A 25,865-nucleotide genomic window follows, 5' to 3' on the forward strand; every position below is an offset into this window, starting at 1 on the left:
GCCAACACGTTCAACAAGTTCGATCCGGCTTCGCCGTTCGGCGGTTACAAGGAGTCCGGGTACGGCCGCGAGGGCGGGCTGCACGGGTTGGAGGCGTACCTCGATGTCTGATCGGCGAGTGACCGTACGCAAGACGTACAAGTTGTACATCGGTGGAGCGTTCCCGCGCTCGGAGAGCGGCAGGTCCTACCCCGTGACGAGAACGGAGCACGCCGCCAGGGCCTCGCGCAAGGACGCCCGCGACGCCGTGGTGGCCGCGCGCAAGGCGTTCCCCGGCTGGTCCGGCGCCACCGCCTACAACCGGGGGCAGATCCTCTACCGCGTCGCCGAGATGCTGGAGGGCCGCCGCGCCCAGTTCGCCGACGAGCTCGGCGGCGGCAAGAAGGCGGCCCTGGAGCAGGTGGACGCCGCAGTCGACCGGCTGGTCTGGTACGCGGGCTGGTCCGACAAGATCGCCGCCGTGCGCGGGGCGGCCAATCCGGTGGCGGGCCCGTACTTCAACCTGTCCTCGCCCGAGCCGACCGGCGTGGTGGCCGTGATCGCGCCCGCTGACCCGCTGCTCGGGCTGGTGTCGGTGGTCGCGCCCGTGATCGTGACCGGCAACACGTGCGTCGTGGTCGCCGCGGAGCGGGCGCCGCTGCCCGCGATCACGTTCGCCGAAGTGCTGGCCACCTCCGACCTGCCGGGCGGCGTGGTGAACGTCCTCACCGGGCACCAGGCCGAGCTGGCCCCGTGGCTGGCGGCGCACATGGACGTCAACGGGCTCGACCTCACCGGCGTGGCGTCCCCCGAGCTGAAGCCGGCCTGCGAGCAGGCCGCGGCCGAGAACTTCAAACGCGTGCTCACCGCGGACGAGGGCCGCGGGACGAGACGCATGACCGCGTTCATGGAGACCAAGACGGTCTGGCACCCCGCCGGGATCTGATCGACCCCGCACCCCAAGGGCACGGCGCATGGGCCGTGACCTCGGCTCACCCATCCCCGAATCTGGAGGAACCCCCATGGAACCCACCGGTGTTCTCGTCGTCGGGAGCATCACCGCGGACGTCACGGCGTTCAGCCGGCGGTTGCCGCGGCGCGGTGAGACCGTGCTCGGCGACGACTTCACCCTCGTGCTCGGCGGCAAGGGCGCGAACCAGGCCGTGGCCGCCGCCCACTCGGGCGCGCCGACCTGGATGGCCGCCTGCGTGGGCCAGGACCCGTTCCGCGACATCGTGCTGTCCGGCCTGGAGGCGCACGGCGTCACGCTCACCGAGGTCCGCACGGTGGAGGGCCGCACGGGCGTCGCCCACATCCGCGTGGACGCCTCCGGCGAGAACGACATCGTCATCACGCCGCTCGCCAACGCCTCCCTCGACCAGGCGATGGTCACGGAGAGCATCGAGCGCGTCCGCGACCGGGTCGGCGTCCTCCTGCTCCAGCTCGAGATCCGGACGGAGGTCGCCTGCCACGCGGCGCGGGCGGGCGCGGCGGCCGGGCTGACGGTGGTCCTGGACCCGGCGCCCGCCCAGGAGCTGCCCGACGACGTGTGGCCGTACCTCGACATCGTGACCCCGAACGAGAGCGAGGCCAGCGTGCTGACCGGCGTGCAGGTCACCGACCTGGCCTCGGCGGAGCGGGCCGCGGGCTGGTTCCTGGAGCGCGGCGTGGGCCACGCGATCATCACGCTCGGCGCGGGCGGCGCCCTGTCGGTCACGAAGGAGCGCACCCGCCACTTCCCCGCGTACGCCGTGACGCCCGTGGACACCACCGCGGCCGGCGACGCGTTCACCGGCTTCTTCGGCGGCGCCCTCGCCGCCGGCCTCGACGCGGACACCGCCATCCAGTACGGCATGGCCGCCGGCGCCCTGGCCACCACCAAGGCGGGAGCCAGCCCCTCGCTCCCCGGCATGGACGAGGTCGAGCCATTGATCAACACCTCTATGGAAGGAGCCACCCGATGAGGCGCAACCAGGGAACGCTCAACGCCCAGCTCGCCCGCGTGATCTCCGAGCTCGGCCACACGGACACGCTCGTCGTCACCGACGCGGGGCTGCCCATCCCGAGAGAGGTGGAACGCGTGGACCTGGCCGTCAGGGAGAACCTGCCGCGCTTCCTCGACCTGCTGGACGCGGTGCTCGACGAGGTGGCCGTGGAGGGCGTGCTGCTGTCGGAGGAGATCAAGCAGCACAGCCCGGACATGCTGGCGGCCATCGAGGAGCGGTTCGACCGGCTGGGCCTGAGGCTGGAGTTCGTCCCGCACACCGCGTTCAAGCAGGCCACCGCCGGGGCCAGGGCGGCCGTGCGCTCCGGCGAGTTCACCCCGTACGCCAACGTCCTGCTCACCGCGGGCGTCGTGTACTGATCGGGAGCCTGGCATGCATCTCCAGCTTGCCGATGTGCGCAAGTCCTTCGGCGACAACAGCGTCCTGCGCGGCGTCAGCTTCGACGTCGGTCCCGGCGAGGTCGTGGCGCTCGTCGGGGAGAACGGGGCGGGCAAGTCCACGCTCACCCGGGTGATCTCCGGCGCGCACCAGCCCGACTCCGGGCGGCTGCTGATCGACGGGACCGCGACGGTGTTCAAGGATCCGCAGGCCGCGATGGCGCACGGCATCGAGGTCATCTACCAGGAGTTCCAGCAGAACCTGTTCCCGCACCTCAGCGTGGCCGAGAACATGTACGTGCTGGACCGAGAGCGCGCCTTCGGCCGCCTGTTCGTCTCCAAGCAGCGCATGGCCGCGGAGGCCAGGGGAGCGCTGCGCCGGCTCGGCATGGAGATCGACGTGCATCGCCAGGTCAGCGAGCTGAGCGTGGCCGAGCGGCAGATGCTCGAGATCGCCAAGGCCATGACGCACGAGCTGCGGCTGATCATCCTCGACGAGCCGACCGCGGCGCTCGACGAGCAGGAGTCCGAGCAGCTCTTCGCCCAGGTGAACCGGCTGCGCGAGGCCGGCGTCTCGGTGATCTACATCAGCCACCGGCTGGACGAGGTCTTCGCCCTGTCGGACCGCATCGTCGTGCTGCGCGACGGCCGGGTCACGCTCGACGCCCCCACCGGGGAGCTCACCCCGGCCAAGGTCGTCACGGCGATGGTCGGCGACGCCGTGGACGACTTCTACCCCAAGGAGCGCAACGCCAGGGACGAGGTGGTGCTGGAGGTCCGCGGCGGGGGCGGCGCCCGCTTCCACGACATCGATCTCCAGGTCAGGGCCGGTGAGGTGGTCGGCATCGGCGGCGTGGTCGGCTGCGGGCGCAGCGACCTGCTGCGCGCGCTGTTCGGCCTGCAGCCGCTGACCGGCGGATCCGTGCTCGTGGACGGCGCCGGCGTGCGCGTCGCGAGCGTCCAGGACGCGATCGGCAGCCGGATCGCCTACCTGTCGCCCGACCGGCAGGCGGAGGGCCTGTGCATGGGCCAGTCGGTCGAGTCGAACGTGTCGCTGGCCTCGCTGCGCGAGTTCAGCCCCGGGAGCGGAGTCGTACGGCGAGGCAAGGAGCGCGCGGCCACCGGAGCGGTCATCTCGGAGCTGCGGGTGCGCGCCGCCTCGCCGTCCGTCCCGGTCAGCTCGCTGTCCGGCGGCAACCAGCAGAAGGCCCTGTTCGCCAAGTGGGTGATGACCAGGCCGCGGGTGCTGCTCATGGACGAGCCGACCCGGGGCGTGGACGTCGGGGCCAAGACCGAGATCTACCGGATCATCAACCAGCTCACCGCGGACGGCGTCGCCGTCCTGCTCGTGAGCTCCGACCTGCCCGAACTCGTCGCCATGTCCGACCGCGTGGTCGTGATGCGCGAGGGGCGGCTCGTCGCCGAGCTGACCGGCGACGACCTCGACGAGCAGTCCATCCTCAAGCACGCACTGGTAGGTGCCGCATGACCTCGAAGCTCAAGACCGTCGCGGGCCGGCTGCGCGCGGTGTGGATGCTCCTCCTGGTAGGGATCGTCCTCTCGGTCGCCTCGCCGGTCTTCCTCACCCCGACGAACCTGCTCAACGTCGCGCTCGCGACCTCCGTGGCGGCGCTGCTCGCGGCCGGGCAGACGTACGTGATCATCCTCGCCGAGATCGACCTGTCCGTGGGCTCGGCGCTCGGCTTCTCCGCCGTCGTCACCGCGCTGACGCTCGGCCCGTACGGGCTGATCCCCGCGCTGGCCGCGGGCCTGGCGACCGGGGCGGCCATCGGGCTGGTCAACGGCCTGCTCGTGACCAGGACCAGGATGCCGTCGTTCATCGCGACGCTGGCCACGATGTCGGTGTTCGCGGGGCTCACCCTGCACGTCACCTCGGGCAACCCCATCCCGGTGACGGACTACGACTTCCAGGGGATCGGGCAGGCCAGGTTCGCGGGCGTGCCGGTGCCGGTGTGGATCATGCTGGTGGCGTTCGGGATCTTCGGGTACGTCCTGGCCCGCACCCGCTTCGGCCGCTACGTCTACGCCACCGGCGACAACGTCGAGGCCGCCCGGCTGTCGGGCATCAGGGTGCACCGCGTCAAGATCCTCGCCTTCGTCATCAGCGGCGTGCTGGCGTCCCTGGCGGGGTTCATCATCACCGCCCGGCTGTCCACGGCCCAGCCGACCGCCGGCGCCGGGCTGGAGCTGGACGCGATCGCGGCCGTCATCATCGGCGGCACCAGCCTGGCCGGCGGGCGCGGCACCCTGCTCGGCACCCTCGTCGGGGCGCTCGTCCTCGGCGTCATCGACAACGGGATGAACCTGCTCGACGTCTCCCCGTTCCTCCAGGACGTGGTGAAGGGCCTGGTCATCCTCCTGGCCGTCTTCCTCGACCGCAACGTGGACCTGCTGCGCAGGCTCGTGCCGCGCAGGGCCGAATCCCCCGTACGCACTCCCGAACTCGCCCAGCACATCTAGAAGGAACAGCCATGCGCACTCCCCGCAAACTCGTCGCCGTCGCGATCCTGGCCGCCGTCTCCCTGACCGCCTGCAGCCGGGGTGGCGAGGAGACGACCACGGGCGCCCCCGCGGCGTCCGGCAAGAAGGACGCCACGATCATCATGAGCACGCTCGGCAACCCGTTCTTCATCAGCGTGAAGGACGGCGCCGAGGCCCAGGCCGCCAAGAGCGGCATCACCCTGAACGTGCAGAACGCCGACAACTCCGACGCCACCTTCCTCAACCAGGCGACGACCGCCATCTCCAAGCAGACCGGCATCCTCATCCTCGACCCGGTGGGCAGCCAGTCCGCCGGCAGCTCCGTCACCCAGGCGAACTCGGCGAGCATCCCCGTGATGGCCTTCGACCGCAAGCCGTCCGGCGGCAAGCTGGCCACGTTCGTCGGCTACGACGCCGTCCAGGCGGGCAAGAACGCGGCCGACGCGCTGGCCGAGGCCGTCGGCGGCAAGGGCAAGGTCGTCGAGATCCAGGGCATCCTCGGCACCAACGTCGCCCAGGACCGCAGCAAGGGCTTCCAGCAGCAGATCGCCACGCACAAGGACATCAAGGTCGTCGCCACGCAGGCCGCCGACTTCGACCGCGCCAAGGCCCTGAACGTCATGACGAACGTGCTGCAGGCCAACCCCGACATCGACGGCGTGTACGCGGCCAACGACGAGATGGCCATGGGCGTCCTGTCCGCCCTCAAGGCCCGCAACCTGGTGGGCAAGGTCAAGGTCGTCGGCAACGACGGCATCGCCGACGCGCTGGCCGCCGTCGCGGCGGGCGAGATGTACGCCACGAACGCCGAGTCGCCGTTCGCGCTCGGGCAGAAGGTGATCTCGCTGGCCTCCGACGTGCTGGGCGGCAAGCAGGTGCAGGCCGACGAGACGCTGCAGGGCAAGCTCGTCAAGAAGGACAACGTGAAGGAGTACGCGGACTACCTCGCCGGCCTCGGCGACAAGTCCGGCGTCCCGGACAGCCTCAAGTAGACCTCTCGACCTCTCGGCCCGGGCACTGCGGCGGTGCCCGGGCCCTCACGGCAGCTGGACGCGACCTCCCGCCTAAATTACTTGCGAGTAGCACTTCCTTACCTACCGAGTACTCGGTAAGTTATGGGTCATCCACAAGGGGAGGCACGCATGGCACGAGCGGAAAACGGCCGGGTTCGCCGCCCGGCCGCCGCGCGGCGGGAGCAGATCCTCGCCGTCGCCGCGGACGCGTTCGCCATCGCGGGCTTCCGGGGCACGAGCCTGGCGGAGGTGGCCCAGAAGGTCGGGGTGTCCCAGCCGGGGCTGCTGCATCACTTCGACAGCAAGGAGACCCTCATCCTCGCGGTGCTCCAGCAGCGCGACCTTCAGGACGAGCAGCACGTCGAAGCGCAGTTCCAGGGCGTGGACGTCACCACCAGGCAATGGCTGACGGCGTTCTGCCGCCGCAACGAGACCCAACCCGGCCTCGTCCGGCTGTTCACGGTCCAGGCGGCCGAGAGCCTCGACCCGGCGCACCCGGCCCACGACTTCTTCTACCAGCGCAACCGGCGAGTCCGGGGCCGGATCGCCCGGCTGATCATCGCCGACCAGGAGAAGGGGCGGATGCCCCCGTCCCTCGATCCGGCCGCCACGGCCGTCGAACTGGTCTCGTTGATGAACGGCCTGCAACTGCAGTGGCTCCGTGACCCCGCGACCGACATGTGCGGGCTCTTCGAGGCGAGCCTGCTGCGTCTCGAGACCTTCCCGAACACGAAGGCCTGACCTTCCAGAAGTGCCCGCGCTTCGGTCGGCATGACGACGCAAGCGCAGCCTGCCCGTAGGCCGCGCCGTCTTCGGCTTACGAGGAGTACCAACATGCGCACAGGCATGCAGAGCCATCCACCGCGGCGCTGCCGAGAGGGCGGCGCCCAGCCGCCGATCCCCCGACGGGCCCTCGCCCAGGGCGCCCTGCCCACTGCCGCGGCGCAGCCGGCCGCCGTCGGAGCGGTGGCATGAGCGGTTGCTGCGCCCCCGGCCGCCCGCCCTCCGGCGCGTCGGTGGCGGCCGGGCCGCCCCGGCGGGCGGGGCGCGGCTCCGAGGCCGGGATGGTGCGGCTTTCCGGCGGGCGGTTCCGGATGGGGACCGAGGACGCCGAGGGCTTTCCCTCCGACGGTGAGGGTCCGGTCCGGACGGTGGAGCTGTCGCCGTTCCTCATCGACCGCTGCGCGGTGACGAATGATGATTTTTCCGAATTCGTGGATGAGACGGGCTATGTGACCGAAACCGAACGGATCGGCTGGTCCTACGTGTTCGTCCGCTTCCTGAACCGGGAACTGCGCCGGATCTCGCCGCGGCCCGAGGTCACCCCGTGGTGGGCAGCCGTGCGGGGAGCGGACTGGCGTCACCCCGAGGGGCCGGGCAGCGGGCTGGAGGAGCGCGGCGATCATCCGGTCGTTCACGTCTCCTGGCACGACGCCGACGCCTACGCCCGCTGGGCCGGCAAGCGGCTGCCCACCGAGGCGGAGTGGGAGTACGCCGCCCGAGGCGGTCACGACCAGCGGCGCTACCCGTGGGGCGACGAGCTCACCCCCGGCGGCGAGCATCTGGCCAACATCTGGCAGGGCCGCTTCCCGGTCACGAACACGGCCGAGGACGGCTACGCGGGCACCGCGCCCGCGCACGCGTTCGCGCCCAACGACTTCGGCCTGCACAACATGGCGGGCAACGTCTGGGAGTGGTGCGCCGACTGGTGGGGCACCGATCACCCCGCGCAGGCGCGGGACCCGGCGGGGCCGCCGTCGGGCACCGACCGGGTGACGCGCGGCGGCTCGTACCTCTGCCACTCCTCCTACTGCAACCGTTACCGGGTGGCCGCCCGCTCGCACAACACGCCGGACAGCGCCGGAGGCAACACCGGCTTCCGCTGCGCCCGCGATCTCGACTGACCGACACTCGAAGGGTTTCCATGCGCGTCATCTACATCGACGTCGACACGCTCCGGGCCGACCACACGCAGCCTTACGGATACCGGCGGCCGACCACGCCCAACCTGCAGGCGCTGGCCGACAAGGGCGTGGTGTTCGAGCGGTACTACTGCTCGGACTCGCCCTGCCTGCCCTCGCGCACCGCGCTGACCAGCGGGCAGTTCGGCATCACGAACGGCGTCGTCGGGCACTTCGGCGAGGCCGCCAGGTTCCGCTTGGACGCGGGCCACGGCAACCATCCGGAGCGTCCGCTGCTCGGCCAGCGGCTCGGACAGCACGGCTACTACACGGCCGCCGTGTCGATGTTCGCCGAGCGGCACCGCGCCTACTACTTCCTGGGCAACTTCCGCGAGTCGATCCGGGCGAGCAACGAGCTCAACGACGAGGACGGGCGTGACATCAACCGGGTCGGGCTGGACTGGATCCGCCGGCACGCGCACGAGGACGACTGGTACCTGCACCTGACGTACTGGGAGCCGCACACGCCGTACCTGACCGAGCCGGGCTGGACCGAGCGGGCGGCGGCCTCCGGCCCGCCACCGGCCTGGCCCGACCAGGCCGCCATCGACGGCCACGCGGAGGTCTACGGGCCGCGTAGCGCCCTGGACCTGCACTACTCCGTCCTGCCGCGCAGCTCCCCGGTGCCGCACAACATGCCGGAGGCCATCCGCACCCGCGCCGACTTCGAGCACCTCATCAACGGGTTCGACGGCACGATCATGTACTGGGACAGCCTGTTCGGCGAGCTGCTGGCCACCTTGGAGGAGCTCGGCATCGCCGGCGAGACCGCGATCATCGTGAGCGCCGATCACGGGGAGTCCTTCGGCGAGAACGGCTCCTACGCCGAGCACGGTCACGCCAACGAGCCGGTCCACCGGGTGCCGCTGGTCGTCTACTGGCCCGGCCTCACCGACGACCTGCCCGAGGACGCGCGCCGTTGCGACGCCCTGCTGTACAACATCGACCTCGCTCCCACGCTGTGCGAGCTGCTCGGCGTTCCGATCCCGGGCGGGTGGCAGGGCGCCTCGTTCGCCGACGCGGTGCGCGGTTCGGCCATCGCGTCGCGTCCCTACCTGGTGCTCGGCCACGGCGCCCACACCTACCAGCGGTCGGTACGCACCCGCGACCACCTCTACATCCGCACCTACCATCCGGGCAGCTTCCGCGCCGAGTGGGAGCAACTGTTCCACGTCACCGCCGACCCGCATCTGACCACCGATCTCATCGACAAGGAGCCGGAGCTCGCGGCGCGGATGCGTACGCACCTGTCGGAATGGTGGCACACCTACGCGGGGCGGCCCGGCGCGCTGCCCGACCCCATGCAGACGACCTTGCAGGTCGGGCCGACCTACTACAACGACCCGGTCCGCTACATGGAGCATCTGCGCGCCACCGGCCGGGCCCACCTCGCCGACGACCTGGCGGAGCGGCTGTCGACCGCCACCGGCGCCACGCCGGTCTCGTGGCACGCGCCGGAGGCCGCCTGGACGCCCGAGCGGCACGCCGCGTGGGAACGCAGGGTGGCCGCGGCCGACCGCAAGGGCTCCTGACGGCCGCCCCGCCTGTGGCGGAACCGCGCGCCCCGTCGAAGGTCTTCGGGGCAGCGGCTGTAGCCGAGCCCGGTGGTGCCGTCGGCGAGCGTGACCGGCCGCGCCAGGTGCCGCGCTTCGACCCGGAAGATCTCCATCCTCCGCTCCTTCGAGATGCCCTGTAGGCTATATTGCAAATGCAGCATTGGTGTTGCGATATTTGCAACGAGGAGTGCTTTATGCGGGTGATCACGTGGGCGGAGGTGGATCGGCTCGCTCGACAGGACGTCCCGATCCCGGAGCTCCCGGACGGGCAGGTCCTGATCAGGGTGTCGAGAGGTGTGCGTCAAGCCCGTGTGGAAGCGCAGGTACGTCGGCTCCAGCGCCTGCGAACGGTGAGCGGCCGATGAGCCCCGCGGACGTGCTCGCGATCGGCGAGACCATGGTGATGGTCACCCCGACCCCGGGCGGCCGCCTCGACGCGGACAGCGCGTTCATCCTGCGCCCCGGCGGCGCGGAGTCGAACGTCGCCGCGCTGCTGGCCCGGCTCGGCCACGCCACGGTCTGGGCGAGCGCCGTCGGCCGCGACCCCCTCGGCGACCTCATCCTCGACGCGCTGCGCGAGCACGGCGTGGACGTCGATCTGGTCCGTCGCGACGACGAGCGGCCCACCGCCGTGTACTTCAAGGACCCGACCGCCTCGGGCACCCGCGTCTACTACTACCGGCGGGGCTCGGCCGCCTCGGCCATGACCGTGGCCGAGGTCGCGGGCTGGGCCGCGCGGCCGTCCAGGGTCACGCACATCTCCGGCATCACGGCGGCCATCTCCCCGCAGTGCCTGGAGCTGACCAGGCACATCGTGTTCGACCGGCCGCTGGGGCCGGCCGCGGTCAGCTTCGACGTCAACCACCGGCCGCGCCTGTGGAACGGCACCGATGCCTCCGCCGTGCTGCTGGAGCTCGCCCAGCGCGCCGACATCGTCTTCGTCGGGCGCGACGAGGCGGCGGCGCTGTGGGGCACCTCCGACGCCGCAAGCGTGCGCCGGCTCGTCGACCGGCCCGCGTACCTGATCGTCAAGGACGCCGCGATCGAGGCGGTCGCCTTCACCCCGGCGGGCGTCCATCGGGCGCCGTCGACGCCGGTCGAGGTGCTCGACGCCGTCGGCGCGGGGGACGCCTTCGCGGCCGGCTGGCTGAGCGGCTTCCTCGACGGCCGCGACGAGCTCACCCGACTGCGGCTGGGACACTACGCGGCCTCCCGCGTCCTGACGTCCCCGGCAGACCTGGCCGACCTTCCTCCCGCCGACGAGATCGTCTCGCTGCTCGAACAAGGAGCACACCAGCATGTCGCAGACAGTCGCACGGGCGATTGACATCGTCGGGTTCGTCTCCCTGCGTCACCGCACGCTCGGCGAGATCGCCGAGCACCTCGGCGTGCACAAATCCACCGCCCTGCGCCTGCTGCAGACGCTGGAGGAGGGCGGTTTCGTACGGCGCGTCGCCGGTGGCATGTACGGCATGGGCTTCCAGCTCATCGCGCTCGGCCAGCTCGCGCTCGACCAGGTCGAGGCCCGCTCGCTCGCGCACCCGATCCTGCACGGCCTGAGCGAGCGTTACGGCCAGACGGTCCACCTGGGGGAGCTGGTCGGAGACCAGGTCATCTACGTGGACAAGATCGACGGGCGCGGCACCGTGGCCATGGGCTCGCGCATCGGACTGCCCGCCCAGCCGCACACCGCGGCCGTCGCCAAGGTCATCCTCGCCTACCAGGACGCCAGGACCTGGGCTCGGGTCATGGAGCGCACCACGTTCACCCGGTTCACCCCCACGACGATCACCACCGCCGAGGCGCTCGAGGCGGAGCTCTCCCTGACGAGAGAGCGCGGCTGGGCCGAGGACGACGGCGAGCACGAGGACTACATCAACTGCGTGGCGCTGCCGGTCTTCGACGCGCGCGGCAAGGTCACGCTCGGCATCTCCATCACCGCTCTGCGAGCGGTCGTACCGCTGGAAGAGCTGCGCGCGTACGTCGACGACCTGCGCGACGCGGCTCACGAGATCTCCAAGAGCCTCGGCTGGGGAGGAGACAAATATGGACGCCGATGACTTCTTCGGCACCCACCTGGACCGCTGCCCGGTTCTCGGCATCTTTCGCAACCTCGACCCCGCGGCCACCGTGGCCATGTGCGAGCGCGCCTGGGCGTTCGGGGTCGAGCTCATCGAGGTGCCCGTGCAGACGCCCGACGCGCTGCCGTCCCTGCGCGCGGCGCTGGACGCCGCCCGGGCCGACGGCAGGAGCGTCGGAGCGGGAACGGTGACCACGGCCGAGCAGCTGACCGCCGTCAGCGACCTGGGGGCCGCGTTCACCGTCGCGCCCGGGCTGCATCCCGAGGTCGTGGCGCTGTCGCTGCGGCTCGGGCTGCCGCACCTGCCGGGCGTGGCCACGTCCACGGAGATCGCCGCCGCCCTGGCCCACGGCTTCACCTGGCTGAAGGCGTTCCCCGCCGCGCAACTCGGGCCCGACTGGATAAAGGCGCAGCTCGCGCCGTTCCCCGGCGTCCGTTTCGTCGCGACGGGAGGCGTCGACGCGGGCAACGCCGCCGCCTTCCTGGCCGCGGGCTGCAGGGGAGTGGCCGTGGGATCGGCGCTGAGCGATCCGGACGCGCTGGAACGGCTGCGCCAGGTTACGGATTCTTGACAGCGGCGGGGCCGCCGAAGCGGGCTTGAGCAGGTGTTTCATGGGCAGAAGGGTGATCGCATACGGCACGGGAGGCACGCATGAGGATCCTGAAGCAGCCGCCGACCACCAAGCTGCCCGCCGAGTGGTCCACCGGCGACGCCTGGGCCGACGTGATCTACCGGGGCGAGGACCCCTCCCGCGCGCGGGCCAACATGGTCAAGTTCGCGCCGGGCGCCCGTACCGCGTGGCACTCGCACGGCCTGGGCCAGACCCTCTACATCGTCGAGGGGGTCGCGCTGATCCAGTCGCGCGGCGGCGAGATCATCGAGGCCCATCCCGGCGACATCGTCCACACGCCGCCGGGCGAGGAGCACTGGCACGGTGCGGCCCCGGACCAGTTCATGGCCCATCTCGCGATCTGGGAAGGCGACGGCGCCACCTGGCTGGAACACGTCGGAGACACCGAGTACGACGGCCCGCGCGTCAGCACCCGGGCTCCTTCCTGAACGAGGCAGGGCGACCACGACCAGCCCGCCCGGCGGTCAGGGGACGCGCTCAGCCCCCGGCGGGCGCCGCGTCCCGGTCGGCCAGGTCGGCCAGCTTCTTCACCTCGTCGGCGGGCACCGTGGCTCCGGGAGTGTCCAGGAACCACCGGTACGTCTCGTCGGGGCTCAGCCCCTCGGGCCGTTCCGCCGGGAAGTACGGCTCGACGTAGACGGGGGTGCCGGGCTGGCTGCGCCAGCTCTCGGCGAGCGTGCCGATGTCCACCGCGTCGTAGCCGAGCAGGTCCAGAAGCCGCGCCACCTGGGCGTTGGCGGCCTGGTCGTCACCCGCGACGGGCAGGGCGCTGCGATCGGGGGCGCCGGCGGGGCGGGCGAGGGTGGCCAGGCGGTGGAAGTCGATGTTGTTGAACGCCTTGACCACGCGGGAGCCGGTCAGGTGCCGCTGCACCAGGGTGCTGGAGGTCGCCGTCCCGGCGTCCAGCTCCGGGATGCGGCCGTCGCGGTCGGGATAGTAGTTCATCGTGTCGATGACGGTCTTGCCGGCCAGGTCGGCGGCCGGGAGCTGGTCGTAGGCGTGCAAGGGGATGGTGGCCACGACCAGGTCGCCGGCTCGGGCGGCGTCGGCGGGCGTGGCCGCCCTCGCGTGCTCGCCGAGCTCGGCGACGAGGTCGGCGAGGGATTCCGGGCCGCGCGAGTTGCTGAGGACGACGTCCATGCCGGCGGCGACGGCGAGACGGGCCACCACGCCGCCGATCATGCCGCTGCCGATGAGTCCGAGAGTCTGGATCACGATGTCACGTCTCCTCAAGGTTGATGAGCCTATATTTCGAAGGTGAAACTGAGTGTCAGGTTAGCTACATGGTTCTGTCTCTGCAAGCCGGTCCGAATGAGAGGTAGGATCGCCGGGTGGCCGAAGCAGCGCGGACGAGCACGCGAGACATCGCACGGGCCGCCGTGCGGGCCGAGCTGGCCCAGGTGGCCTTCGAGTTGTTCATGCGCGAGGGCTTCGACCAGGTCACGATCAACGACCTGGCCGAGGCGGCCGGGGTCTCCCGCAGCACCTTCCTGCGCTATTTCGGCACCAAGGAGGACGCCGTCGTCAGCGCCCTCGACGCTCAGGGCGACAAGGTCGCCGACGCCCTGCGCGCCCGCCCCGCCGGCGAGGACGACTGGACGGCGCTGCGGCGGGCGCTCGACGCCGTCATCGAGCTCTATCACCAGGACCCCGCCGGCACCCTCGCGACGACCCGCCTCATCAGGGACACTCCCGCTCTGTGCGCGCGCCACCTGGAGAAGCAGCACTGCTGGCGCCCCTACCTGGTCCAGGCCCTGGCCGAGCGCACGGCCGACCCTCAACCTGGGGCGCTGGCCCTGTCCGTGCGGGTGGCCGCCGCCCTCGACTGCCTGAACATCGCGGTCGACCACTGGACCGCGTCCGACGGCCGGCTCGACCTCGTCGAGCTCCTGGACGAAGCCTTCGCCGCGCTCGCGCCCCGATAGGCGCTTCGGCAAAGAACGAGGCCGCGCAGCCGACGTGTCCCGCCTGGTGGGACGGTTCACTTGCCCGACGCCGCCTTCGACCAGCAAGGTCTGCCCGGGAGAAACAACGGAAGGATCACGATGGACCCTCGTTCCATTGGTGACGCCGCGACCGGGCTGCTGGACGCGTACGCCACGCGGACCCCGATCGCGCCACTCACCACGACATATCCGGATATGTCGGTTTCGGCCGCGTACGAGATCCAGCTCGCCCAGGTAGAGGCGTGGCAGGCGGCCGGTGCCCGGATCGTGGGCCACAAGGTCGGCCTGACCTCGGCGGCGATGCGCCGCCAGCTCGGCGTGGATCAGCCCGACTACGGCCACCTGCTCGACGGCATGGCCTACATGGACGGCGCGCCCATCGACGCCGGACGCTTCCTCCAGCCGCGCATCGAGCCCGAGATCGCCTTCGTCCTCAGGAAACCGCTGGCGGGTCCGGGCGTGACGGCCGCGACGGCGGCGGCCGCGGTCGACTTCGTGCTGCCCGCCCTGGAGATCATCGACTCGCGCATCGCGGACTGGAAGATCACGCTGGCCGACACCATCGCCGACAACGCCTCCAGCGGCGGGTTCGTGCTCGGCAACCGGCCGACCAAGCTCGCGGACGTCGACCTGGCGCTGACCGGCTGCCTGCTGCACCGCAACGGCGAACTGGTCCAGACGGGCGCCGGCGGCGCCGTGCTCGGATCCCCGCTGAACGCGCTGGTGTGGCTGGCGAACGTCCTCGGCGAGCGCAAGGTGGTGCTGGAGGCCGGGCACGTCGTGCTGCCCGGCTCGGTCACCGCGGCGATCCCCGTGGAGCGGGGCGACGTCGTGACGGCGACCTTCGCCGGGCTCGGCGCGGTCACCGCGAACTTCGGGCAGGCATCGTGAGCAGGCTGACGGCGGCCATCGTCGGCCCCGGCAACATCGGCACCGACCTGCTGGTCAAGCTGCTGCGCAGCCAGGCCGTCGAGGTCCACTCCATGGTGGGTGTGGACCCCGGCTCCGACGGCCTGGCCCGGGCCCGTTCGCTCGGCGTCGAGGCGTCGGCGGGCGGCGTGGACTGGCTGCTGGCCCAGGACACCCTGCCGGACCTGGTCTTCGAGGCCACCTCCGCCAAGGCGCACGCGGCCAACGCCCCCCGCTACGCCGAAGCGGGCATCACCGCGATCGACCTCACCCCCGCCGCCGTCGGCCCGTTCGTGTGCCCGCCGGTCAACCTGGACACGCTGTCGGACGCGCCCAACCTCAACATGATCACGTGTGGCGGGCAGGCGACGATCCCGATCGTGCACGCCGTCTCGCGCGTGGTCCCCGTGGCGTACGCCGAGATCGTCGCCTCCATCGCCTCCCGCTCGGCCGGTCCGGGCACCCGGGCCAACATCGACGAGTTCACCCAGACCACCGCCCGTGCGATCGAGACGGTCGGCGGCGCCGCCAAGGGCAAGGCGATCATCATCCTCAACCCCGTCACCCCGCCGATGATCATGCGGGACACGGTGTTCTGCGCGATCCCCGCCGACGCCGACACCGCCGCGATCGGCGCGTCGATCCAGGCGATGGCGGCCGAGGTGGCCGCCTACGTGCCCGGTTACACCCTGCGGGCCGAGCCGCAGTTCGACCCGCCGCGCGAGATCTGGAACGGCATGGCCCGCGTCGCCGTCTTCCTCGAGGTGCGCGGCAACGGCGACTACCTGCCGCCGTGGGCCGGCAACCTCGACATCATGACCGCCGCGGCCGCCCGCGTCGGCGAGCGACTCGCGAAGGTGGGCGCATGACCGCCAAGATCAGGATCACCGACTCCACCCTGCGCGACGGCAGCCACGCGATGGCCCACCGCTTCACCGAGGAGCAGGTACGCGGTGTCGTGCACGCCCTGGACAGCGCCGGGGTGGAGGTCATCGAGGTCACCCACGGCGACGGGCTGGGCGGCTCGTCGTTCAACTACGGGTTCTCGCTGGAGGACGACATCAAGCTGGTCGGCGCCGCGGTGGACGAGGCGCGCGACGCCAGGATCGCCGTCCTGCTGCTGCCCGGCCTCGGCACGGTCGAGGACCTGAGGAAGGCCCACGGCGCGGGGGCCTCGGTGGCGCGCATCGCCACCCACTGCACCGAGGCCGACGTGTCGCTCCAGCACTTCGCCGCCGCCCGCGAGCTGGGCATGGAGACCGTGGGCTTCCTCATGCTGTCGCACCGCGTCGGTCCGGCCGAGCTGGCCGCCCAGGCGCGGATCATGGTGGACGGCGGCGCCCAATGCGTCTACGTGGTCGACTCGGCCGGAGCCCTGGTGCTCGGCGAGGCCCAGGCCCGCGTCAGCGCGCTGGTCGACGAGATCGGCCACCAGGCGGAGGTCGGCTTCCACGGCCACCAGAACCTCTCGCTCGGCGTCGCCAACTCGGTGCTGGCCACCCAGAACGGCGCCCGCCAGATCGACGGAGCCCTGTGCGCGCTGGGCGCCGGGGCGGGCAACTCGCCCACCGAGGTGCTGGTCGCCACCTTCGAGCGGCTCGGCATCCCGACCGGGGTGAACGTGCAGGGCGCGCTGGCCGCCGCCGAGGACGTGGTCAAGCCGTTCCTGAACCGCCTGCCGTTCGCCGACCGCTCGGCGATCACCCAGGGCTACGCGGGGGTGTACTCCAGCTTCCTGCTGCACGCCGAGCGCGCCGCCGAGCGGTACGGCGTACCGGCCCACGAGATCCTGCAGCGGGTCGGCGAGGCCGGCTACGTCGGCGGCCAGGAGGACATGATCATCGACGTCGCCCTTCAGCTCGTCGAGGAGCGCGACCGCGCGGACGCCCGGACCTGACGTGCGCGTGCGGCCCCGCACCGTCGCGGTCCGGGGCCGCCCGCGTGCCGCTCCTCCCAGATCCAGCCCCGGCACGTGCGGGTGTCGCTGGTCGAGCCGGGAGCGGTGGAGGCCGAGCCGGCCGGGTCCTTCCGCCGCGAGGTCGCCCGCGCCCGCCTGGGCCCCATGATCACCCAACTGCCCAGGCGAACTTGTTGGAGACGACCCGTTCCCCGTCCGGCCCTTCGGCGACGATCCACACCTTCTGGCCGACCGCGTCGCACGGGAACCGGTTGTCGGTGTGCTGCTCGCCGTTCTCGTCGGTGGTGAACGACGCTCCCGGGTTGAAGGCGCCCCAGTTGCTGGTGTACGGCCGGAAACGATACTTGGTGCCCGGTCTGAGGCCGGTGGCCCGGAACTCGACGAAGGCGCAGTTCTTCCGGCAGTCGCCGTAGGTCGTCGACGGACCCTTGGACACGACGATCCTTGCCTCCGTCACCGCCCTGGCGCTGGGCGAGCCGGCCGCCGTGGCCGGGGAGGTCTGAGCGGGCGGGGTGGGGTGATCATCGCGGTCGGCGAGCCAGGCCGTGCCGGTCACGGCCAGCGCCGAGGCGGCCGCGAGCGCGGTGAGCGCCTGCCAGCGGCGCCGGGCGGCGGTGCGCGTCTTCCGCCACAGCGAGGGCGGGTCGGCGATGTCGCGCAGCGCGTCGCCGGCTCCGCCGGCGGTCGGCCGCCTGCCCGGGTCGCTCTGCAGCATCGCCGTCAGCACCGGGCGCAGCGGCCCGACCTCCGCGCTCATCTCGATGACGCCGTGGTGCGTCCCCCATTCCACGACGCGCTCGTCCCCTTCACCGGCCGTCACGCCGCCGTGCGCCCAGGGGCGAGGGGGGTTCCCCGCGACCAGGGTGTGGACGGTGGCGCCGAGGGAGAACACGTCGGAGGCCGCGTCCGGCCGGCCGCTGATGAGCTCGGGTCCGGCGTAGTCGGGCGTGTAGGAGATCGGGCGGTCGGGCGAGATCGTCTCCGCGCCGCCGAGCCGCCGCGCGGCGTCGAAGTCGGTCAGTTTCGCCGTTCCTTCGGCGTCCATGACGATGTTGGCGGGCTTCACGTCACAGTGGATCAGCCCGTTGCGGTGCAGCGCCGCCAGCGCGCCGGCGATCTGCGCGCCGATCCGGGCCGCCTCCCGGTGGGGGAACCTCCTGCCCGACAGGCTGCCGTCCGGCACCCGCTCCATGACCAGCCACGTGCCGGCCCGAGGACCGTCATCGACGGTCAGGACGTCATGGACGGTGACGATGTGGCGATGGACGAGCCTGGCCAGCGCGCGGGCCTCGCCCGAATGGGTGCGCTTGAGCACGACAGGGCGGCTCAGCTCCTCGTCGTAGGCGAAGAGCACCTCGCCCTTGCCCTCGGCCGCTTCCTGCTCCAACCGGAACCGCCCGTCGAACCCTCGTCCGGGCTCGCCGCTCTCCCCGCCCTCCCTGTCCAGCGCCAATTCGTTCGCCTCCGTGGTGACTCGTGATGGGATGCACCAGTGCCGGGGCGAAGTATCCCAAACTTCTTACCCATCGTCACACACGGTAGGACGGCTGGTCGCGAGAGTAACAGTGCTCGGCCAGGTGGGAGAGGCGATCACCGGCCGCAGCGCGCCGGCCGTGCCGCAGGGGGCGGGCCCTGGGCCGGCCGATCAGCCGCCGGTCGCGTGCCGGACCAGTGCTTCGAGTTGGGCGGTGACGTCGTCGAGGGGGCGGATGTCGCGTTGAGCCCGGCACATCGCCACCGTGCCCTCCGTCGACGCCACGATCAGGGTCGCCAGCCGGGACGCCTGGACCGGGTCGGCGCCGTGCTCGCGCAATGCCGTGGCGAGCATCCGTTCCCAGGTCCTGAACACGTCGGCGGCCGCGTCGATCGCCTCCGGAGGGCCGTCGGCGGGAGGTTCCTCGACCGCGACGGCCAGGACGGGACAGCCGGCGCGGAAGTCGCTGTCGAGGACGGTCTGCCGCCACAGGGTCAGGAACGCGCGCAGACCGGCCGCCGGTCCGGCCCGAAGCTCCCGCTCCAGGACCCGCGTGACCAGGTCGCCGGCGAAGCGGACTGCCTCGGCGGCCAGTTGCTGCTTGCCGCGCGGGAAGTAGTGGTAGGTGGAGCCGAGGGGCGCGCCGGAGTGCGCGGCCAGGTCCCGGACCGTGCTCCCGGCCAGGCCGCGCCGCCGGATCAGGTCGGCCGCGCCGAAGATGATCCGCTCCCGTGAGCGCGGTTCCCGCTGTGCCATGTGGTAACCCCAGGTTGATTATGACGGTCGTTATAGCCTACCGTGAGCAGCGGTTATAACGACCGTCATAACTCAGATGGCACCAGGAGGCAGCCCATGCCGATGATCCGGCTCACCGCTCCGTCCGGGGCGCTGACCGACCAGGGCCGCGCGGAGGTCCAGCGGGAGCTCGCGCGGGCGCTGCTGCGCTGGGAGGGCGCCCCGGACACGGCGTTCTTCCGCGCCCAGGCGTGGAGCTATCTCCACGAACCGCCCGCCGAGGCGCAGACGACCGCCGAGGACGACCTGCCGCGCTTCCGCGTCGACGTCACCGTCCCGGAGGGGGCGCTGCCGGACCGGCGTAAGAGCGGGCTCGTCGAGGAGGCGACGCGGATCGTGCTGAAGGCGGCCGGGCTGACGGACTCCGACGCGCTGCGGGTGTGGGTGCTCATCCACGAGCAGGCCGACGGCACCTGGGGAGCGGGCGGGTCGGTCATCCGGTACGCGGACCTGAAGGCCCTGGCCAAGGACGCGACGGATGCGTGAGCACCTGCCCGGCGGCGGCGGGCTTGTGCCCCTCCGCCTCCCCGGGCTGCCCGGCCGCCTCGCGTTCGCCGAAGGGCGGGCCCTCGCCGAAGCCTCCGGGCAGCCCCGGGCGGTCCTGTTCCCCGGCCTGCGACGGCCGCGATGACCGGCGACGGCGTGCGCGAGCTCGTCTTCCTGCGCAGCGGACGCCTGGTCTGGCGCGAGCGTGCCGCACCGCGACTGGCCGAGCCGGGCGACGCGATCGTTCGCCCGTTCCTGGCCGGCCGGTGCGACGGTGACACCCTGCCGATCCACCGGCCGGTCTCGCGAGCGCTGCAAGCCGGGATGGCGCTCGGCCTCGTCGATCCGATCGTCGCTTCCATCTGCGGGAAGATCCCCTTCCACGGGCCCTTCCCGATCGGCCACGAATGCGTCGCCGAAGTCGTCGCCGTCGGGTCCGGCGTGCGACGGGTCCGGATCGGCCAGAGCGTCGTCGTCCCCTGGGCGATCTCCTGCGGCACCTGCCCCCGCTGTCTGGCCGGGCTCACCTCCAAATGCGCCACCACCACCAGCGGCACCCTCGCCGCCTACGGCTTCGGCCCCGCCAGCGGCCCGTGGGGCGGCATGGTCACCGACCGGATCCGCGTCCCCCACGCCGACCACATGCTCGTCCCCGTCCCGGACGGCGTTCCGCCGGTTCGCGTGGCCGCGGCCGGCGACAACCTCGCCGACGCCTGGCGTACGGTCGTCCCCCCGCTCGCCCACCGCGAAGGCGGAAGGGTGCTCATCCTCGGCGGCGGCGCCAAGAGCATCGGCCTGTACGCCGCCGGGCTCGCCCGCGCCCACGGCGCCGAAACCGTCCACTACCTCGACGACAACCCCGGGCGACGCGAGATCGCCGAATCCTTCGGCGCCGAAGCCCGGCCACTGGCCGGCCCTGCCGGCGGCCGCTACGACGTCGTCGTCGAGGCCACCTCACGCGCCCCGGGCGTGCGCAGGGCGCTCTCCGCGACGGCCCCCGGCGGCGTGTGCACCGCCGTGGGCTACTACCTCGCGACCGGCACCCGCGTCCCCCTCATGCGCATGTACGCCACCGACACCACCCTGCGCGTGGGCGTCTCCCACGCCCGCGCCACCCTGCCCGACCTCCTGGAGTTCGTCCACCGCACCGGCTTCCCCGCCGAGAACGTCATCACCCTGCTCGCAGACTGGGACGACGCCCCCACCGCCTACGCCGCCCGCACCACCAAACTCGTCCTGGCCCGCGACCCGCTCCCGACCGGAAACGGGCCCACATCATGATCAACCTGCACCACGCCCACCTGATGGCCGGCGACATCGACGCCACCATCGCCTTCTGGCGCGACGGCTTCGGCGCCCAGGTGGTCCACGACGGCGTCTTCGCCGGCGCCCGCAACGTCTTCCTGACGGTCGGCGCCGGCCGCATCCACCTCTATGACCAGCCTCCCCGCACCACCGAACGCTCCACCGTCCACCACCTGGGCATCCAGACCGACGAGCTGGACGCGGTCGTGGAACGGCTGCGTGCCATGGACGTCTCGGTCACCCCCATCCGCCACGAGCCCACCGCCCGTTACGCCATGGCCGAGGGCCCCGACCGGCTCCTGCTGGAGATCTTCGAACCCGATCCCGCGGCCCTGCCGCCCGCGCTCCGGTCCTACTTCGCCCTGCCCGCCCATCCGGACACCTCGTCGGAGGGGTGACCCTCACTCCGCCGAGGACGACTCGCCACAGGAGAGAACAATGACAGTGATCACGGTGACCACGCCGCAGGGACGGCTGACCGTCGAACAGCGGCGCCTGCTGGCGCGCACGCTCACCGACGCGGTCCTGGTGCCGGAGGTCGGGCAGCTCGCGGAGGCCGCCCGGGTGGGCTTCCAGGTCCACTTCGTCGAGCGCGCGCCCGACATGATGGCGATCGGCGGCACCCTGCTCACCGACGCCGGACAGGACGTGATGGTCGTCGACGTGGCGGTCATGGACGCCGACTGGCGACGCGAGGTCCGCGCCGAGGCCGTCGAACGCATCCTGGCGGCACTGGCCGCGGCCTGCGGGTTGCCGGCCCCGTCCCCGGCGTGGTGGGTGAACTTCCGGGTGATCGAGGACGGTAGCTGGGGCTCGGGCGGTCGCGTCCTGTCGATCCTCGACCTGCTGGACTCCGGGGTGTTCACCGAGGAACGCGCCAAGGCGATACGCGCTTGTCTGACGGGCCGATCCGGGCAACTTCGCACGCCGGCGAAATGACCGGCATTCGGCCGTTGACAGGATTCGGGGAACGGCGAGAATGAAGTTCGCCTTGATCAGAAAAGCCGGTCGCCCTGGAGGAAACTTCGTGAGAATCAAGCAGGGGATTATCGCGGCGATGTTAATCGCCGGCACGCTCGCCGTCGGATCGGCCCCGGCTCACGCCATTCCGCCGCCTCCGCCAGGGGGCGACAACCTCACCGTACTCAGCTACTACGACGGGCAGACGCTCATCGGGCAGCGCTGGTTCGGATGCAGCCAGCCGGGCCAATGGGGGATTCTGGAGGGCGTGCCGAAAATTTCCTTCGTGCCTTGCTGAACGAATGAGAATTCACGGCTGAAAGTCAGAAAGGTCAAAGGAAGGGAGTAACTCGCGGACGGCCCGCCCGGCCGGGATGACGCGCTCCTACCTGCCCGGGACCTGGGACGGCATCCGCGGCCCGCACGCCACCGGCTACCAGACCTTCAGCTTCGCCGACGCCGCAGGCAGGCGCCGGATGACGCTGTCGGTCAACGTGCAGCGCAACGATCCGGCGGTGGCGCGGATGCTGCCGGCCGCCGTCGACGCGCTCAACCGCTACTTCTGCGGGGAGCCGTACGAGCTGCCGCGCGGGCCGCGCTGACGGGAGCCGGGGAAGCCCGGGATGAAAGTTTCAGCAGCGTTCGCCGCCTTGTTCAAGGTGGACGTGGCCGCCCGGCTTCCGGCATCGGCGTGGTTCTTGCGCATCGGACCGGTCAGGCAGATCGTTTGGGAGCGCTCCCATTCGTGGAGGGTCTCGGCTGCCGACTCTCGATCTCGTCACGGAGAACCCCAAATGCCTATCCACCGGAACTTGTGGCGTAGAGCCTCGACGGCAGCGGCCGCCGTGCTGCTCGCCGGATTCGGGCTCGCCACCGTGCGGACGCCCGCCGACGCCGCCGTGTCGTGTTCGGCCACCTACACCAAGAGCTGGGACAACGGCAGCGCCTTCGGCGCCAACATCACGGTCGTCAACACCGGTGACCCGTTGACCAAGTGGACGTTGAGCTTCGACTTCCCCGACAACCAGGTGATCACCCAGATGTGGGAGGGCGTGCCGACCCCGGCCACGCCCACCCCGGCGGGTGCGGCCATCACCGTCAACCCGACCACCTACAACGCCGCCAAGGGCACCGGCGCCACGTGGACCGTCGGCTTCAACGGCACCTACACCGGCGGCGCCAACAACCCTCCGCCCGGCGTCTCGTGCGTCGGCAACGGCAACGGAGGCCCGCAGCAGCAGGCCCTGGTGGTCTCCCCGGCCAGCGTGAACGTGCCCGAGGGCGGCACCGCCGGCTACACGGTCCGCCTGCAGTCCCAGCCGTCCGGCAACGTGACGGTCACCAGCACCGCGGGCACCGGCGACGGCGACATCACCGTGAGCGCCGGCGCGAGCCTGACCTTTACCACGGCCAACTGGAACACCGCGCAGACCGTGACGCTCCGCGCCGCGCAGGACACCGACAGGATGAACGGCACGCGGCCCATCAGCGTCGCCTCCTCCGGCCTGACCACCGTCACGGTCAACGCCACCGAGACCGATGACGACGACGGCACCGATCTCCCGGCACCGACTCTGCGCGTCTCCGGGAACAAGCTGGTCGCCGGCAACGGCAACACCTACCGGCTGCTGGGCGTCAACCGGGCCAGCGGTGAGTTCGCCTGCGTGCAGGGCAAGGGCATGTGGGACGGCGGCCCGGTGGACAAGGCCTCGATCGACGCGATGAAGGCGTGGAACATCCACGCGGTCCGGATCCCGCTGAACGAGGAGTGCTGGGTCGGCACCAACGGCTCGCCCAGCGGCGCCACGTACCAGCAGAACGTGAAGGACTACGTGAACCTGCTCGTGAACAACGGCGTCACGCCGATCGTGGAGATGCACTGGAACTACGGCCAGTACACCGGTCAGGGCGCCGGCTGCTCCGACACCGCGGCGACCTGCCAGAAGCCGATGCCCGACGCGCAGTACGCGCCCACGTTCTGGACCGGCGTCGCCAACGCGTTCAAGGGCAACAACGCGGTCGTCTTCGACCTGTTCAACGAGCCCTACCCGGACGCCGCCGCGAACTGGAACGCGACCGCCGGCTGGACCTGCTGGCGCGACGGCGGCACCTGCACCGGCATCGGCTACCAGGTGGCCGGCATGCAGTCGCTGGTCAACGCCGTGCGCGCCACCGGCGCCACCAACGTGATCATGCTCGGCGGCCTGGCCTGGTCCAACGACCTGAGCCAGTGGCTGACCTACAGGCCGACCGACCCGGCCGGCAACCTCATGGCCGCCTGGCACACGTACAACTTCAACACCTGCTCCAACGTCTCCTGCTGGGACAGCCAGGTCGGCGCCGTGGCCGCGCAGGTGCCCGTGCACGCCGGAGAGATCGGCCAGAACTCCTGCGCTCACGACTACATCGACCAGGTGATGGCCTGGGCCGACGCGCACGGCGTCGGATACACGGCCTGGACCTGGAACCCGTGGGGCTGCGGCCAGGGCAACGTCCTCATCACCGACTACAACGGCACCCCCACCAGCACGTACGGCGAGGGCTTCAAGGCACACCTGCTCACCCAGAACCCGTACTCGTAAAACCCCTGCCCGAGCCCGCCACCAGGCGGGCTCGGGCCGTCCTCCCCCGGGGAGTCACCGATGCTTCGCCGATCCCACCTGTACTCCTTCCTCACCGCCTTCCTCCTGGCGGTCACTCTCGGGGCCGCCCTGCCCGCGACGTCGGCGGCGGCGCCCGTACGCATCATGCCGCTCGGCGACTCCATCACCGCCGGCCCCGGCTGCTGGCGCGCCCTGCTCTGGCACCAGCTGCAGACCGCCGGATACTCCAGTATCGACTTCGTCGGCAGCGACCCCGACGGCGGCTGCAACTACGGGTACTCCTACGACGGCGACAACGAGGGCCACGGCGGCTACTCCGCCACCGGCATCGCCGACCAGAACCAGCTGCCGCCGTGGCTGGCCGCGGCCAGGCCCGACATCGTGCTCATGCACCTGGGCACCAACGACATGTGGGGCGGCTTCATCCCCACCTCGACCGTGCTGGCCGCGTACACGAAGCTGGTCGGCCAGATGCGGGCGAGCAACCCCGACATGAAGATCATCGTGGCGCAGATCATCCCCATGAACCCGTCCGGCTGCCCCACCTGCGCGGCCAGCGTGACGGCGCTCGACAACGCCATCCCGGGCTGGGCCGCCGGCCTGACGACCGCGCGGTCGCCCATAGTCGTCGTCGACCAGTGGACCGGCTTCGACCCGGCCACGGACACCGGCGACGGGGTGCACCCCAACGACACCGGTTTCCGGAAGATGGCCGACCGCTGGTTCCCGCCCCTCGCGCGGGTGCTCGACGGCGTGATCCCGCCGACCTCGCCCAGCCCCTCGCCCAGCCCTTCGCCGACCCCGACCGTGCCCCCCGGCGACGGCCTGTGCACCGCCGCCTACCGGGTGATCTCCCAGTGGGGCGGCGCCTTCCAGGCCGAGGTCACCGTGAAGAACACCTCCTCGCGCGCGGCCTCCGCCTGGACGACGACCCTCGCCTTCGCCGACGGCCAGCAGGCCCGTGAATCGTGGAACACCGTGCTCACGCAGAACGGCGCCACCGTCACGGCCCGGAACGCCGCCTACAACGGCAGCCTCCCGGCCGGCGCGTCCACCGCGTTCGGCTTCATCGCGACCTGGAACAACGCGGCCAACACGCCGCCCCGGGTGAGCTGCGCGCTCAACTGAGCTCCGGTCAGCCGTCCCTGGTCAGCTGTCCACGGTCTCGGCCAGGGACCGAGGGCGCAGGTCGGTCCAGTGGCTCTCGATGTAGTCCAGGCAGGCGGCGCGGGTGTTCTCGGCGAAGGCGACGGTCCAGCCGCCGGGGACCTGCGCGAACGAGGGCCACAGGGAGTGCTGGTTCTCGGTGTTGACCAGGACCAGGAAGCGGCCGTCCGTGTCGTCGAACGGGTTGGTGGTCATG

At 71.5% G+C, this 25,865-nt stretch carries 31 protein-coding genes; 27 read left to right on the forward strand and 4 right to left on the reverse strand.

Going from position 1 to position 25,865, the window contains the following annotated elements; genetic code table 11:
* The 14 genes from ACIBQ1_RS26325 to ACIBQ1_RS26390 form a co-directional block, all read left to right on the forward strand.
* Positions 1–111 (forward strand): aldehyde dehydrogenase family protein (locus tag ACIBQ1_RS26325; RefSeq protein WP_355376408.1); only part of this gene is annotated, 111 nt, incomplete at its 5' end.
* On the forward strand, positions 104–925 hold the full coding sequence (locus ACIBQ1_RS26330; RefSeq protein ID WP_397281521.1) for an aldehyde dehydrogenase family protein: 822 nt from the start codon (positions 104–106) through the stop codon (positions 923–925). The genes ACIBQ1_RS26325 and ACIBQ1_RS26330, both read left to right, overlap by 8 nt.
* A 76-nt stretch (positions 926–1,001) precedes the next feature.
* Positions 1,002–1,943, forward strand: a complete 942-nt coding sequence (locus tag ACIBQ1_RS26335; protein WP_397281522.1) for a ribokinase — start codon at positions 1,002–1,004, stop codon at positions 1,941–1,943.
* Positions 1,940–2,344 carry a D-ribose pyranase gene (gene rbsD, locus ACIBQ1_RS26340; protein WP_397281524.1) on the forward strand — a complete coding sequence of 135 codons (405 nt, stop codon included), beginning with the start codon at positions 1,940–1,942 and terminating at the stop codon, positions 2,342–2,344. Before ACIBQ1_RS26335 ends, rbsD begins: the two co-directional genes overlap by 4 nt.
* A 13-nt stretch (positions 2,345–2,357) precedes the next feature.
* Entirely contained in the window at positions 2,358–3,851 is a 1,494-nt protein-coding gene (locus ACIBQ1_RS26345; RefSeq protein WP_397281525.1) for a sugar ABC transporter ATP-binding protein, read from the forward strand.
* Entirely contained in the window at positions 3,848–4,843 is a 996-nt protein-coding gene (locus ACIBQ1_RS26350) for an ABC transporter permease (protein ID WP_355376382.1), read from the forward strand. Before ACIBQ1_RS26345 ends, ACIBQ1_RS26350 begins: the two co-directional genes overlap by 4 nt.
* Before the next feature lie 11 nt (positions 4,844–4,854).
* Positions 4,855–5,856: a substrate-binding domain-containing protein gene (locus ACIBQ1_RS26355; protein ID WP_397281527.1), complete on the forward strand. Its 1,002-nt coding sequence runs from the start codon at positions 4,855–4,857 to the stop codon at positions 5,854–5,856.
* A gap of 150 nt (positions 5,857–6,006) precedes the next feature.
* Positions 6,007–6,618 (forward strand): TetR/AcrR family transcriptional regulator, encoded by a 612-nt coding sequence (locus ACIBQ1_RS26360; RefSeq protein ID WP_397281529.1) that lies wholly within the window; start codon positions 6,007–6,009, stop codon positions 6,616–6,618.
* Between the two features lie 230 nt (positions 6,619–6,848).
* Positions 6,849–7,781 carry a formylglycine-generating enzyme family protein gene (locus ACIBQ1_RS26365; protein ID WP_397281530.1) on the forward strand — a complete coding sequence of 311 codons (933 nt, stop codon included), beginning with the start codon at positions 6,849–6,851 and terminating at the stop codon, positions 7,779–7,781.
* Between the two features lie 20 nt (positions 7,782–7,801).
* Positions 7,802–9,370, forward strand: coding sequence for a sulfatase (locus tag ACIBQ1_RS26370; protein ID WP_397281532.1), 1,569 nt, complete (start codon positions 7,802–7,804; stop codon positions 9,368–9,370).
* Positions 9,371–9,755: 385 nt separating this feature from the next.
* On the forward strand, positions 9,756–10,721 hold the full coding sequence (locus ACIBQ1_RS26375) for a sugar kinase (protein ID WP_397281534.1): 966 nt from the start codon (positions 9,756–9,758) through the stop codon (positions 10,719–10,721).
* On the forward strand, positions 10,693–11,454 hold the full coding sequence (locus ACIBQ1_RS26380; RefSeq protein ID WP_397281535.1) for an IclR family transcriptional regulator: 762 nt from the start codon (positions 10,693–10,695) through the stop codon (positions 11,452–11,454). Before ACIBQ1_RS26375 ends, ACIBQ1_RS26380 begins: the two co-directional genes overlap by 29 nt.
* Positions 11,441–12,046: a bifunctional 4-hydroxy-2-oxoglutarate aldolase/2-dehydro-3-deoxy-phosphogluconate aldolase gene (locus ACIBQ1_RS26385; protein WP_397281537.1), complete on the forward strand. Its 606-nt coding sequence runs from the start codon at positions 11,441–11,443 to the stop codon at positions 12,044–12,046. The genes ACIBQ1_RS26380 and ACIBQ1_RS26385 overlap by 14 nt, the downstream gene beginning before the upstream one ends.
* Before the next feature lie 80 nt (positions 12,047–12,126).
* Positions 12,127–12,534, forward strand: coding sequence for a cupin domain-containing protein (locus tag ACIBQ1_RS26390; RefSeq protein WP_397281539.1), 408 nt, complete (start codon positions 12,127–12,129; stop codon positions 12,532–12,534).
* Positions 12,535–12,583: 49 nt separating this feature from the next.
* Here ACIBQ1_RS26390 and ACIBQ1_RS26395 read toward each other — a convergent pair whose 3' ends face one another.
* A complete protein-coding gene (locus ACIBQ1_RS26395) occupies positions 12,584–13,339 on the reverse strand; it encodes an NADPH-dependent F420 reductase (protein ID WP_397281541.1) in 756 nt (251 codons plus the stop codon).
* Positions 13,340–13,437: 98 nt separating this feature from the next.
* Between ACIBQ1_RS26395 and ACIBQ1_RS26400 the strand changes: the two genes are divergently transcribed.
* The 4 genes from ACIBQ1_RS26400 (at position 13,438) to dmpG (ending at position 16,858) form a co-directional block, all read left to right on the forward strand.
* Positions 13,438–14,031 carry a TetR family transcriptional regulator gene (locus tag ACIBQ1_RS26400; protein WP_397281543.1) on the forward strand — a complete coding sequence of 198 codons (594 nt, stop codon included), beginning with the start codon at positions 13,438–13,440 and terminating at the stop codon, positions 14,029–14,031.
* A 120-nt stretch (positions 14,032–14,151) separates the two neighbouring features.
* A complete protein-coding gene (locus ACIBQ1_RS26405; protein WP_397281544.1) occupies positions 14,152–14,943 on the forward strand; it encodes a 2-keto-4-pentenoate hydratase in 792 nt (263 codons plus the stop codon).
* The gene (locus tag ACIBQ1_RS26410) at positions 14,937–15,830 is read left to right on the forward strand and encodes an acetaldehyde dehydrogenase (acetylating) (RefSeq protein WP_397281994.1); all 894 of its coding nucleotides are present in this window, start codon (positions 14,937–14,939) and stop codon (positions 15,828–15,830) included. The genes ACIBQ1_RS26405 and ACIBQ1_RS26410 overlap by 7 nt, the downstream gene beginning before the upstream one ends.
* Entirely contained in the window at positions 15,827–16,858 is a 1,032-nt protein-coding gene (gene dmpG, locus ACIBQ1_RS26415) for a 4-hydroxy-2-oxovalerate aldolase (protein ID WP_397281546.1), read from the forward strand. The genes ACIBQ1_RS26410 and dmpG overlap by 4 nt, the downstream gene beginning before the upstream one ends.
* Positions 16,859–17,027: 169 nt before the next feature.
* Here dmpG and ACIBQ1_RS26420 read toward each other — a convergent pair whose 3' ends face one another.
* Together ACIBQ1_RS26420 and ACIBQ1_RS26425 are read right to left on the reverse strand one after the other, a co-directional pair.
* Positions 17,028–18,332 carry a serine/threonine-protein kinase gene (locus tag ACIBQ1_RS26420; RefSeq protein WP_397281548.1) on the reverse strand — a complete coding sequence of 435 codons (1,305 nt, stop codon included), beginning with the start codon at positions 18,330–18,332 and terminating at the stop codon, positions 17,028–17,030.
* A gap of 192 nt (positions 18,333–18,524) precedes the next feature.
* Positions 18,525–19,109: a TetR/AcrR family transcriptional regulator gene (locus tag ACIBQ1_RS26425; protein ID WP_397281550.1), complete on the reverse strand. Its 585-nt coding sequence runs from the start codon at positions 19,107–19,109 to the stop codon at positions 18,525–18,527.
* A gap of 96 nt (positions 19,110–19,205) precedes the next feature.
* On the opposite strand from ACIBQ1_RS26425, the gene ACIBQ1_RS26430 reads away from it, so the two are divergent.
* The 9 genes from ACIBQ1_RS26430 to ACIBQ1_RS26470 all read left to right on the forward strand — a co-directional run bounded on the left by ACIBQ1_RS26430 (position 19,206) and on the right by ACIBQ1_RS26470 (position 25,630).
* Positions 19,206–19,634 (forward strand): 4-oxalocrotonate tautomerase family protein, encoded by a 429-nt coding sequence (locus tag ACIBQ1_RS26430; RefSeq protein WP_397281552.1) that lies wholly within the window; start codon positions 19,206–19,208, stop codon positions 19,632–19,634.
* On the forward strand, positions 19,627–19,779 hold the full coding sequence (locus ACIBQ1_RS26435; RefSeq protein ID WP_397281554.1) for a hypothetical protein: 153 nt from the start codon (positions 19,627–19,629) through the stop codon (positions 19,777–19,779). The genes ACIBQ1_RS26430 and ACIBQ1_RS26435 overlap by 8 nt, the downstream gene beginning before the upstream one ends.
* On the forward strand, positions 19,776–20,915 hold the full coding sequence (locus ACIBQ1_RS26440) for a zinc-binding dehydrogenase (protein WP_397281556.1): 1,140 nt from the start codon (positions 19,776–19,778) through the stop codon (positions 20,913–20,915). The genes ACIBQ1_RS26435 and ACIBQ1_RS26440 overlap by 4 nt, the downstream gene beginning before the upstream one ends.
* Complete coding sequence (locus ACIBQ1_RS26445) at positions 20,912–21,337, forward strand: VOC family protein (RefSeq protein ID WP_397281558.1); 426 nt, start codon at positions 20,912–20,914, stop codon at positions 21,335–21,337. Before ACIBQ1_RS26440 ends, ACIBQ1_RS26445 begins: the two co-directional genes overlap by 4 nt.
* Positions 21,338–21,377: 40 nt before the next feature.
* Positions 21,378–21,878, forward strand: a complete 501-nt coding sequence (locus tag ACIBQ1_RS26450; RefSeq protein WP_397281560.1) for a 4-oxalocrotonate tautomerase family protein — start codon at positions 21,378–21,380, stop codon at positions 21,876–21,878.
* 40 nt (positions 21,879–21,918) lie between these two features.
* Positions 21,919–22,197: a hypothetical protein gene (locus ACIBQ1_RS26455; RefSeq protein WP_397281561.1), complete on the forward strand. Its 279-nt coding sequence runs from the start codon at positions 21,919–21,921 to the stop codon at positions 22,195–22,197.
* A 76-nt stretch (positions 22,198–22,273) separates the two neighbouring features.
* A complete protein-coding gene (locus ACIBQ1_RS26460; RefSeq protein WP_397281563.1) occupies positions 22,274–22,501 on the forward strand; it encodes a hypothetical protein in 228 nt (75 codons plus the stop codon).
* Positions 22,502–22,711: 210 nt separating this feature from the next.
* Positions 22,712–24,481, forward strand: a complete 1,770-nt coding sequence (locus ACIBQ1_RS26465) for a cellulase family glycosylhydrolase (RefSeq protein WP_397281565.1) — start codon at positions 22,712–22,714, stop codon at positions 24,479–24,481.
* A 60-nt stretch (positions 24,482–24,541) separates the two neighbouring features.
* Positions 24,542–25,630: a cellulose binding domain-containing protein gene (locus ACIBQ1_RS26470; protein WP_397281567.1), complete on the forward strand. Its 1,089-nt coding sequence runs from the start codon at positions 24,542–24,544 to the stop codon at positions 25,628–25,630.
* Positions 25,631–25,651: 21 nt separating this feature from the next.
* Here the strand turns inward: ACIBQ1_RS26470 and ACIBQ1_RS26475 are convergent, their stop codons facing one another.
* Positions 25,652–25,864 carry an MbtH family protein gene (locus tag ACIBQ1_RS26475; RefSeq protein WP_397281569.1) on the reverse strand — a complete coding sequence of 71 codons (213 nt, stop codon included), beginning with the start codon at positions 25,862–25,864 and terminating at the stop codon, positions 25,652–25,654.
* Between the last annotated feature and the right edge of the window lies 1 nt (position 25,865).

The organism is Nonomuraea sp. NPDC050153 (assembly GCF_044460125.1).
Lineage (GTDB): Bacteria > Actinomycetota > Actinomycetes > Streptosporangiales > Streptosporangiaceae > Nonomuraea.

What these genes read in the sequence shown, in the direction of transcription:
- ACIBQ1_RS26370 (WP_397281532.1), top strand. Translation starts at nt 7,802, where the DNA reads ATGCGCGTCATCTACATCGACGTCGACACGCTCCGGGCCGACCACACG.
- ACIBQ1_RS26365 (WP_397281530.1), top strand. Translation starts at nt 6,849, where the DNA reads ATGAGCGGTTGCTGCGCCCCCGGCCGCCCGCCCTCCGGCGCGTCGGTG.
- ACIBQ1_RS26430 (WP_397281552.1), top strand. Translation starts at nt 19,206, where the DNA reads ATGCCGATGATCCGGCTCACCGCTCCGTCCGGGGCGCTGACCGACCAG.
- ACIBQ1_RS26425 (WP_397281550.1), bottom strand. Translation starts at nt 19,109, where the DNA reads ATGGCACAGCGGGAACCGCGCTCACGGGAGCGGATCATCTTCGGCGCG.
- ACIBQ1_RS26380 (WP_397281535.1), top strand. Translation starts at nt 10,693, where the DNA reads ATGTCGCAGACAGTCGCACGGGCGATTGACATCGTCGGGTTCGTCTCC.
- dmpG (WP_397281546.1), top strand. Translation starts at nt 15,827, where the DNA reads ATGACCGCCAAGATCAGGATCACCGACTCCACCCTGCGCGACGGCAGC.
- ACIBQ1_RS26385 (WP_397281537.1), top strand. Translation starts at nt 11,441, where the DNA reads ATGGACGCCGATGACTTCTTCGGCACCCACCTGGACCGCTGCCCGGTT.
- ACIBQ1_RS26445 (WP_397281558.1), top strand. Translation starts at nt 20,912, where the DNA reads ATGATCAACCTGCACCACGCCCACCTGATGGCCGGCGACATCGACGCC.
- ACIBQ1_RS26345 (WP_397281525.1), top strand. Translation starts at nt 2,358, where the DNA reads ATGCATCTCCAGCTTGCCGATGTGCGCAAGTCCTTCGGCGACAACAGC.
- ACIBQ1_RS26455 (WP_397281561.1), top strand. Translation starts at nt 21,919, where the DNA reads ATGAAGTTCGCCTTGATCAGAAAAGCCGGTCGCCCTGGAGGAAACTTC.
- ACIBQ1_RS26475 (WP_397281569.1), bottom strand. Translation starts at nt 25,864, where the DNA reads ATGACCACCAACCCGTTCGACGACACGGACGGCCGCTTCCTGGTCCTG.
- ACIBQ1_RS26360 (WP_397281529.1), top strand. Translation starts at nt 6,007, where the DNA reads ATGGCACGAGCGGAAAACGGCCGGGTTCGCCGCCCGGCCGCCGCGCGG.
- ACIBQ1_RS26450 (WP_397281560.1), top strand. Translation starts at nt 21,378, where the DNA reads ATGACAGTGATCACGGTGACCACGCCGCAGGGACGGCTGACCGTCGAA.
- ACIBQ1_RS26390 (WP_397281539.1), top strand. Translation starts at nt 12,127, where the DNA reads ATGAGGATCCTGAAGCAGCCGCCGACCACCAAGCTGCCCGCCGAGTGG.
- ACIBQ1_RS26405 (WP_397281544.1), top strand. Translation starts at nt 14,152, where the DNA reads ATGGACCCTCGTTCCATTGGTGACGCCGCGACCGGGCTGCTGGACGCG.
- rbsD (WP_397281524.1), top strand. Translation starts at nt 1,940, where the DNA reads ATGAGGCGCAACCAGGGAACGCTCAACGCCCAGCTCGCCCGCGTGATC.
- ACIBQ1_RS26355 (WP_397281527.1), top strand. Translation starts at nt 4,855, where the DNA reads ATGCGCACTCCCCGCAAACTCGTCGCCGTCGCGATCCTGGCCGCCGTC.
- ACIBQ1_RS26330 (WP_397281521.1), top strand. Translation starts at nt 104, where the DNA reads ATGTCTGATCGGCGAGTGACCGTACGCAAGACGTACAAGTTGTACATC.
- ACIBQ1_RS26375 (WP_397281534.1), top strand. Translation starts at nt 9,756, where the DNA reads ATGAGCCCCGCGGACGTGCTCGCGATCGGCGAGACCATGGTGATGGTC.
- ACIBQ1_RS26470 (WP_397281567.1), top strand. Translation starts at nt 24,542, where the DNA reads ATGCTTCGCCGATCCCACCTGTACTCCTTCCTCACCGCCTTCCTCCTG.
- ACIBQ1_RS26350 (WP_355376382.1), top strand. Translation starts at nt 3,848, where the DNA reads ATGACCTCGAAGCTCAAGACCGTCGCGGGCCGGCTGCGCGCGGTGTGG.
- ACIBQ1_RS26435 (WP_397281554.1), top strand. Translation starts at nt 19,627, where the DNA reads ATGCGTGAGCACCTGCCCGGCGGCGGCGGGCTTGTGCCCCTCCGCCTC.
- ACIBQ1_RS26335 (WP_397281522.1), top strand. Translation starts at nt 1,002, where the DNA reads ATGGAACCCACCGGTGTTCTCGTCGTCGGGAGCATCACCGCGGACGTC.
- ACIBQ1_RS26440 (WP_397281556.1), top strand. Translation starts at nt 19,776, where the DNA reads ATGACCGGCGACGGCGTGCGCGAGCTCGTCTTCCTGCGCAGCGGACGC.
- ACIBQ1_RS26460 (WP_397281563.1), top strand. Translation starts at nt 22,274, where the DNA reads ATGACGCGCTCCTACCTGCCCGGGACCTGGGACGGCATCCGCGGCCCG.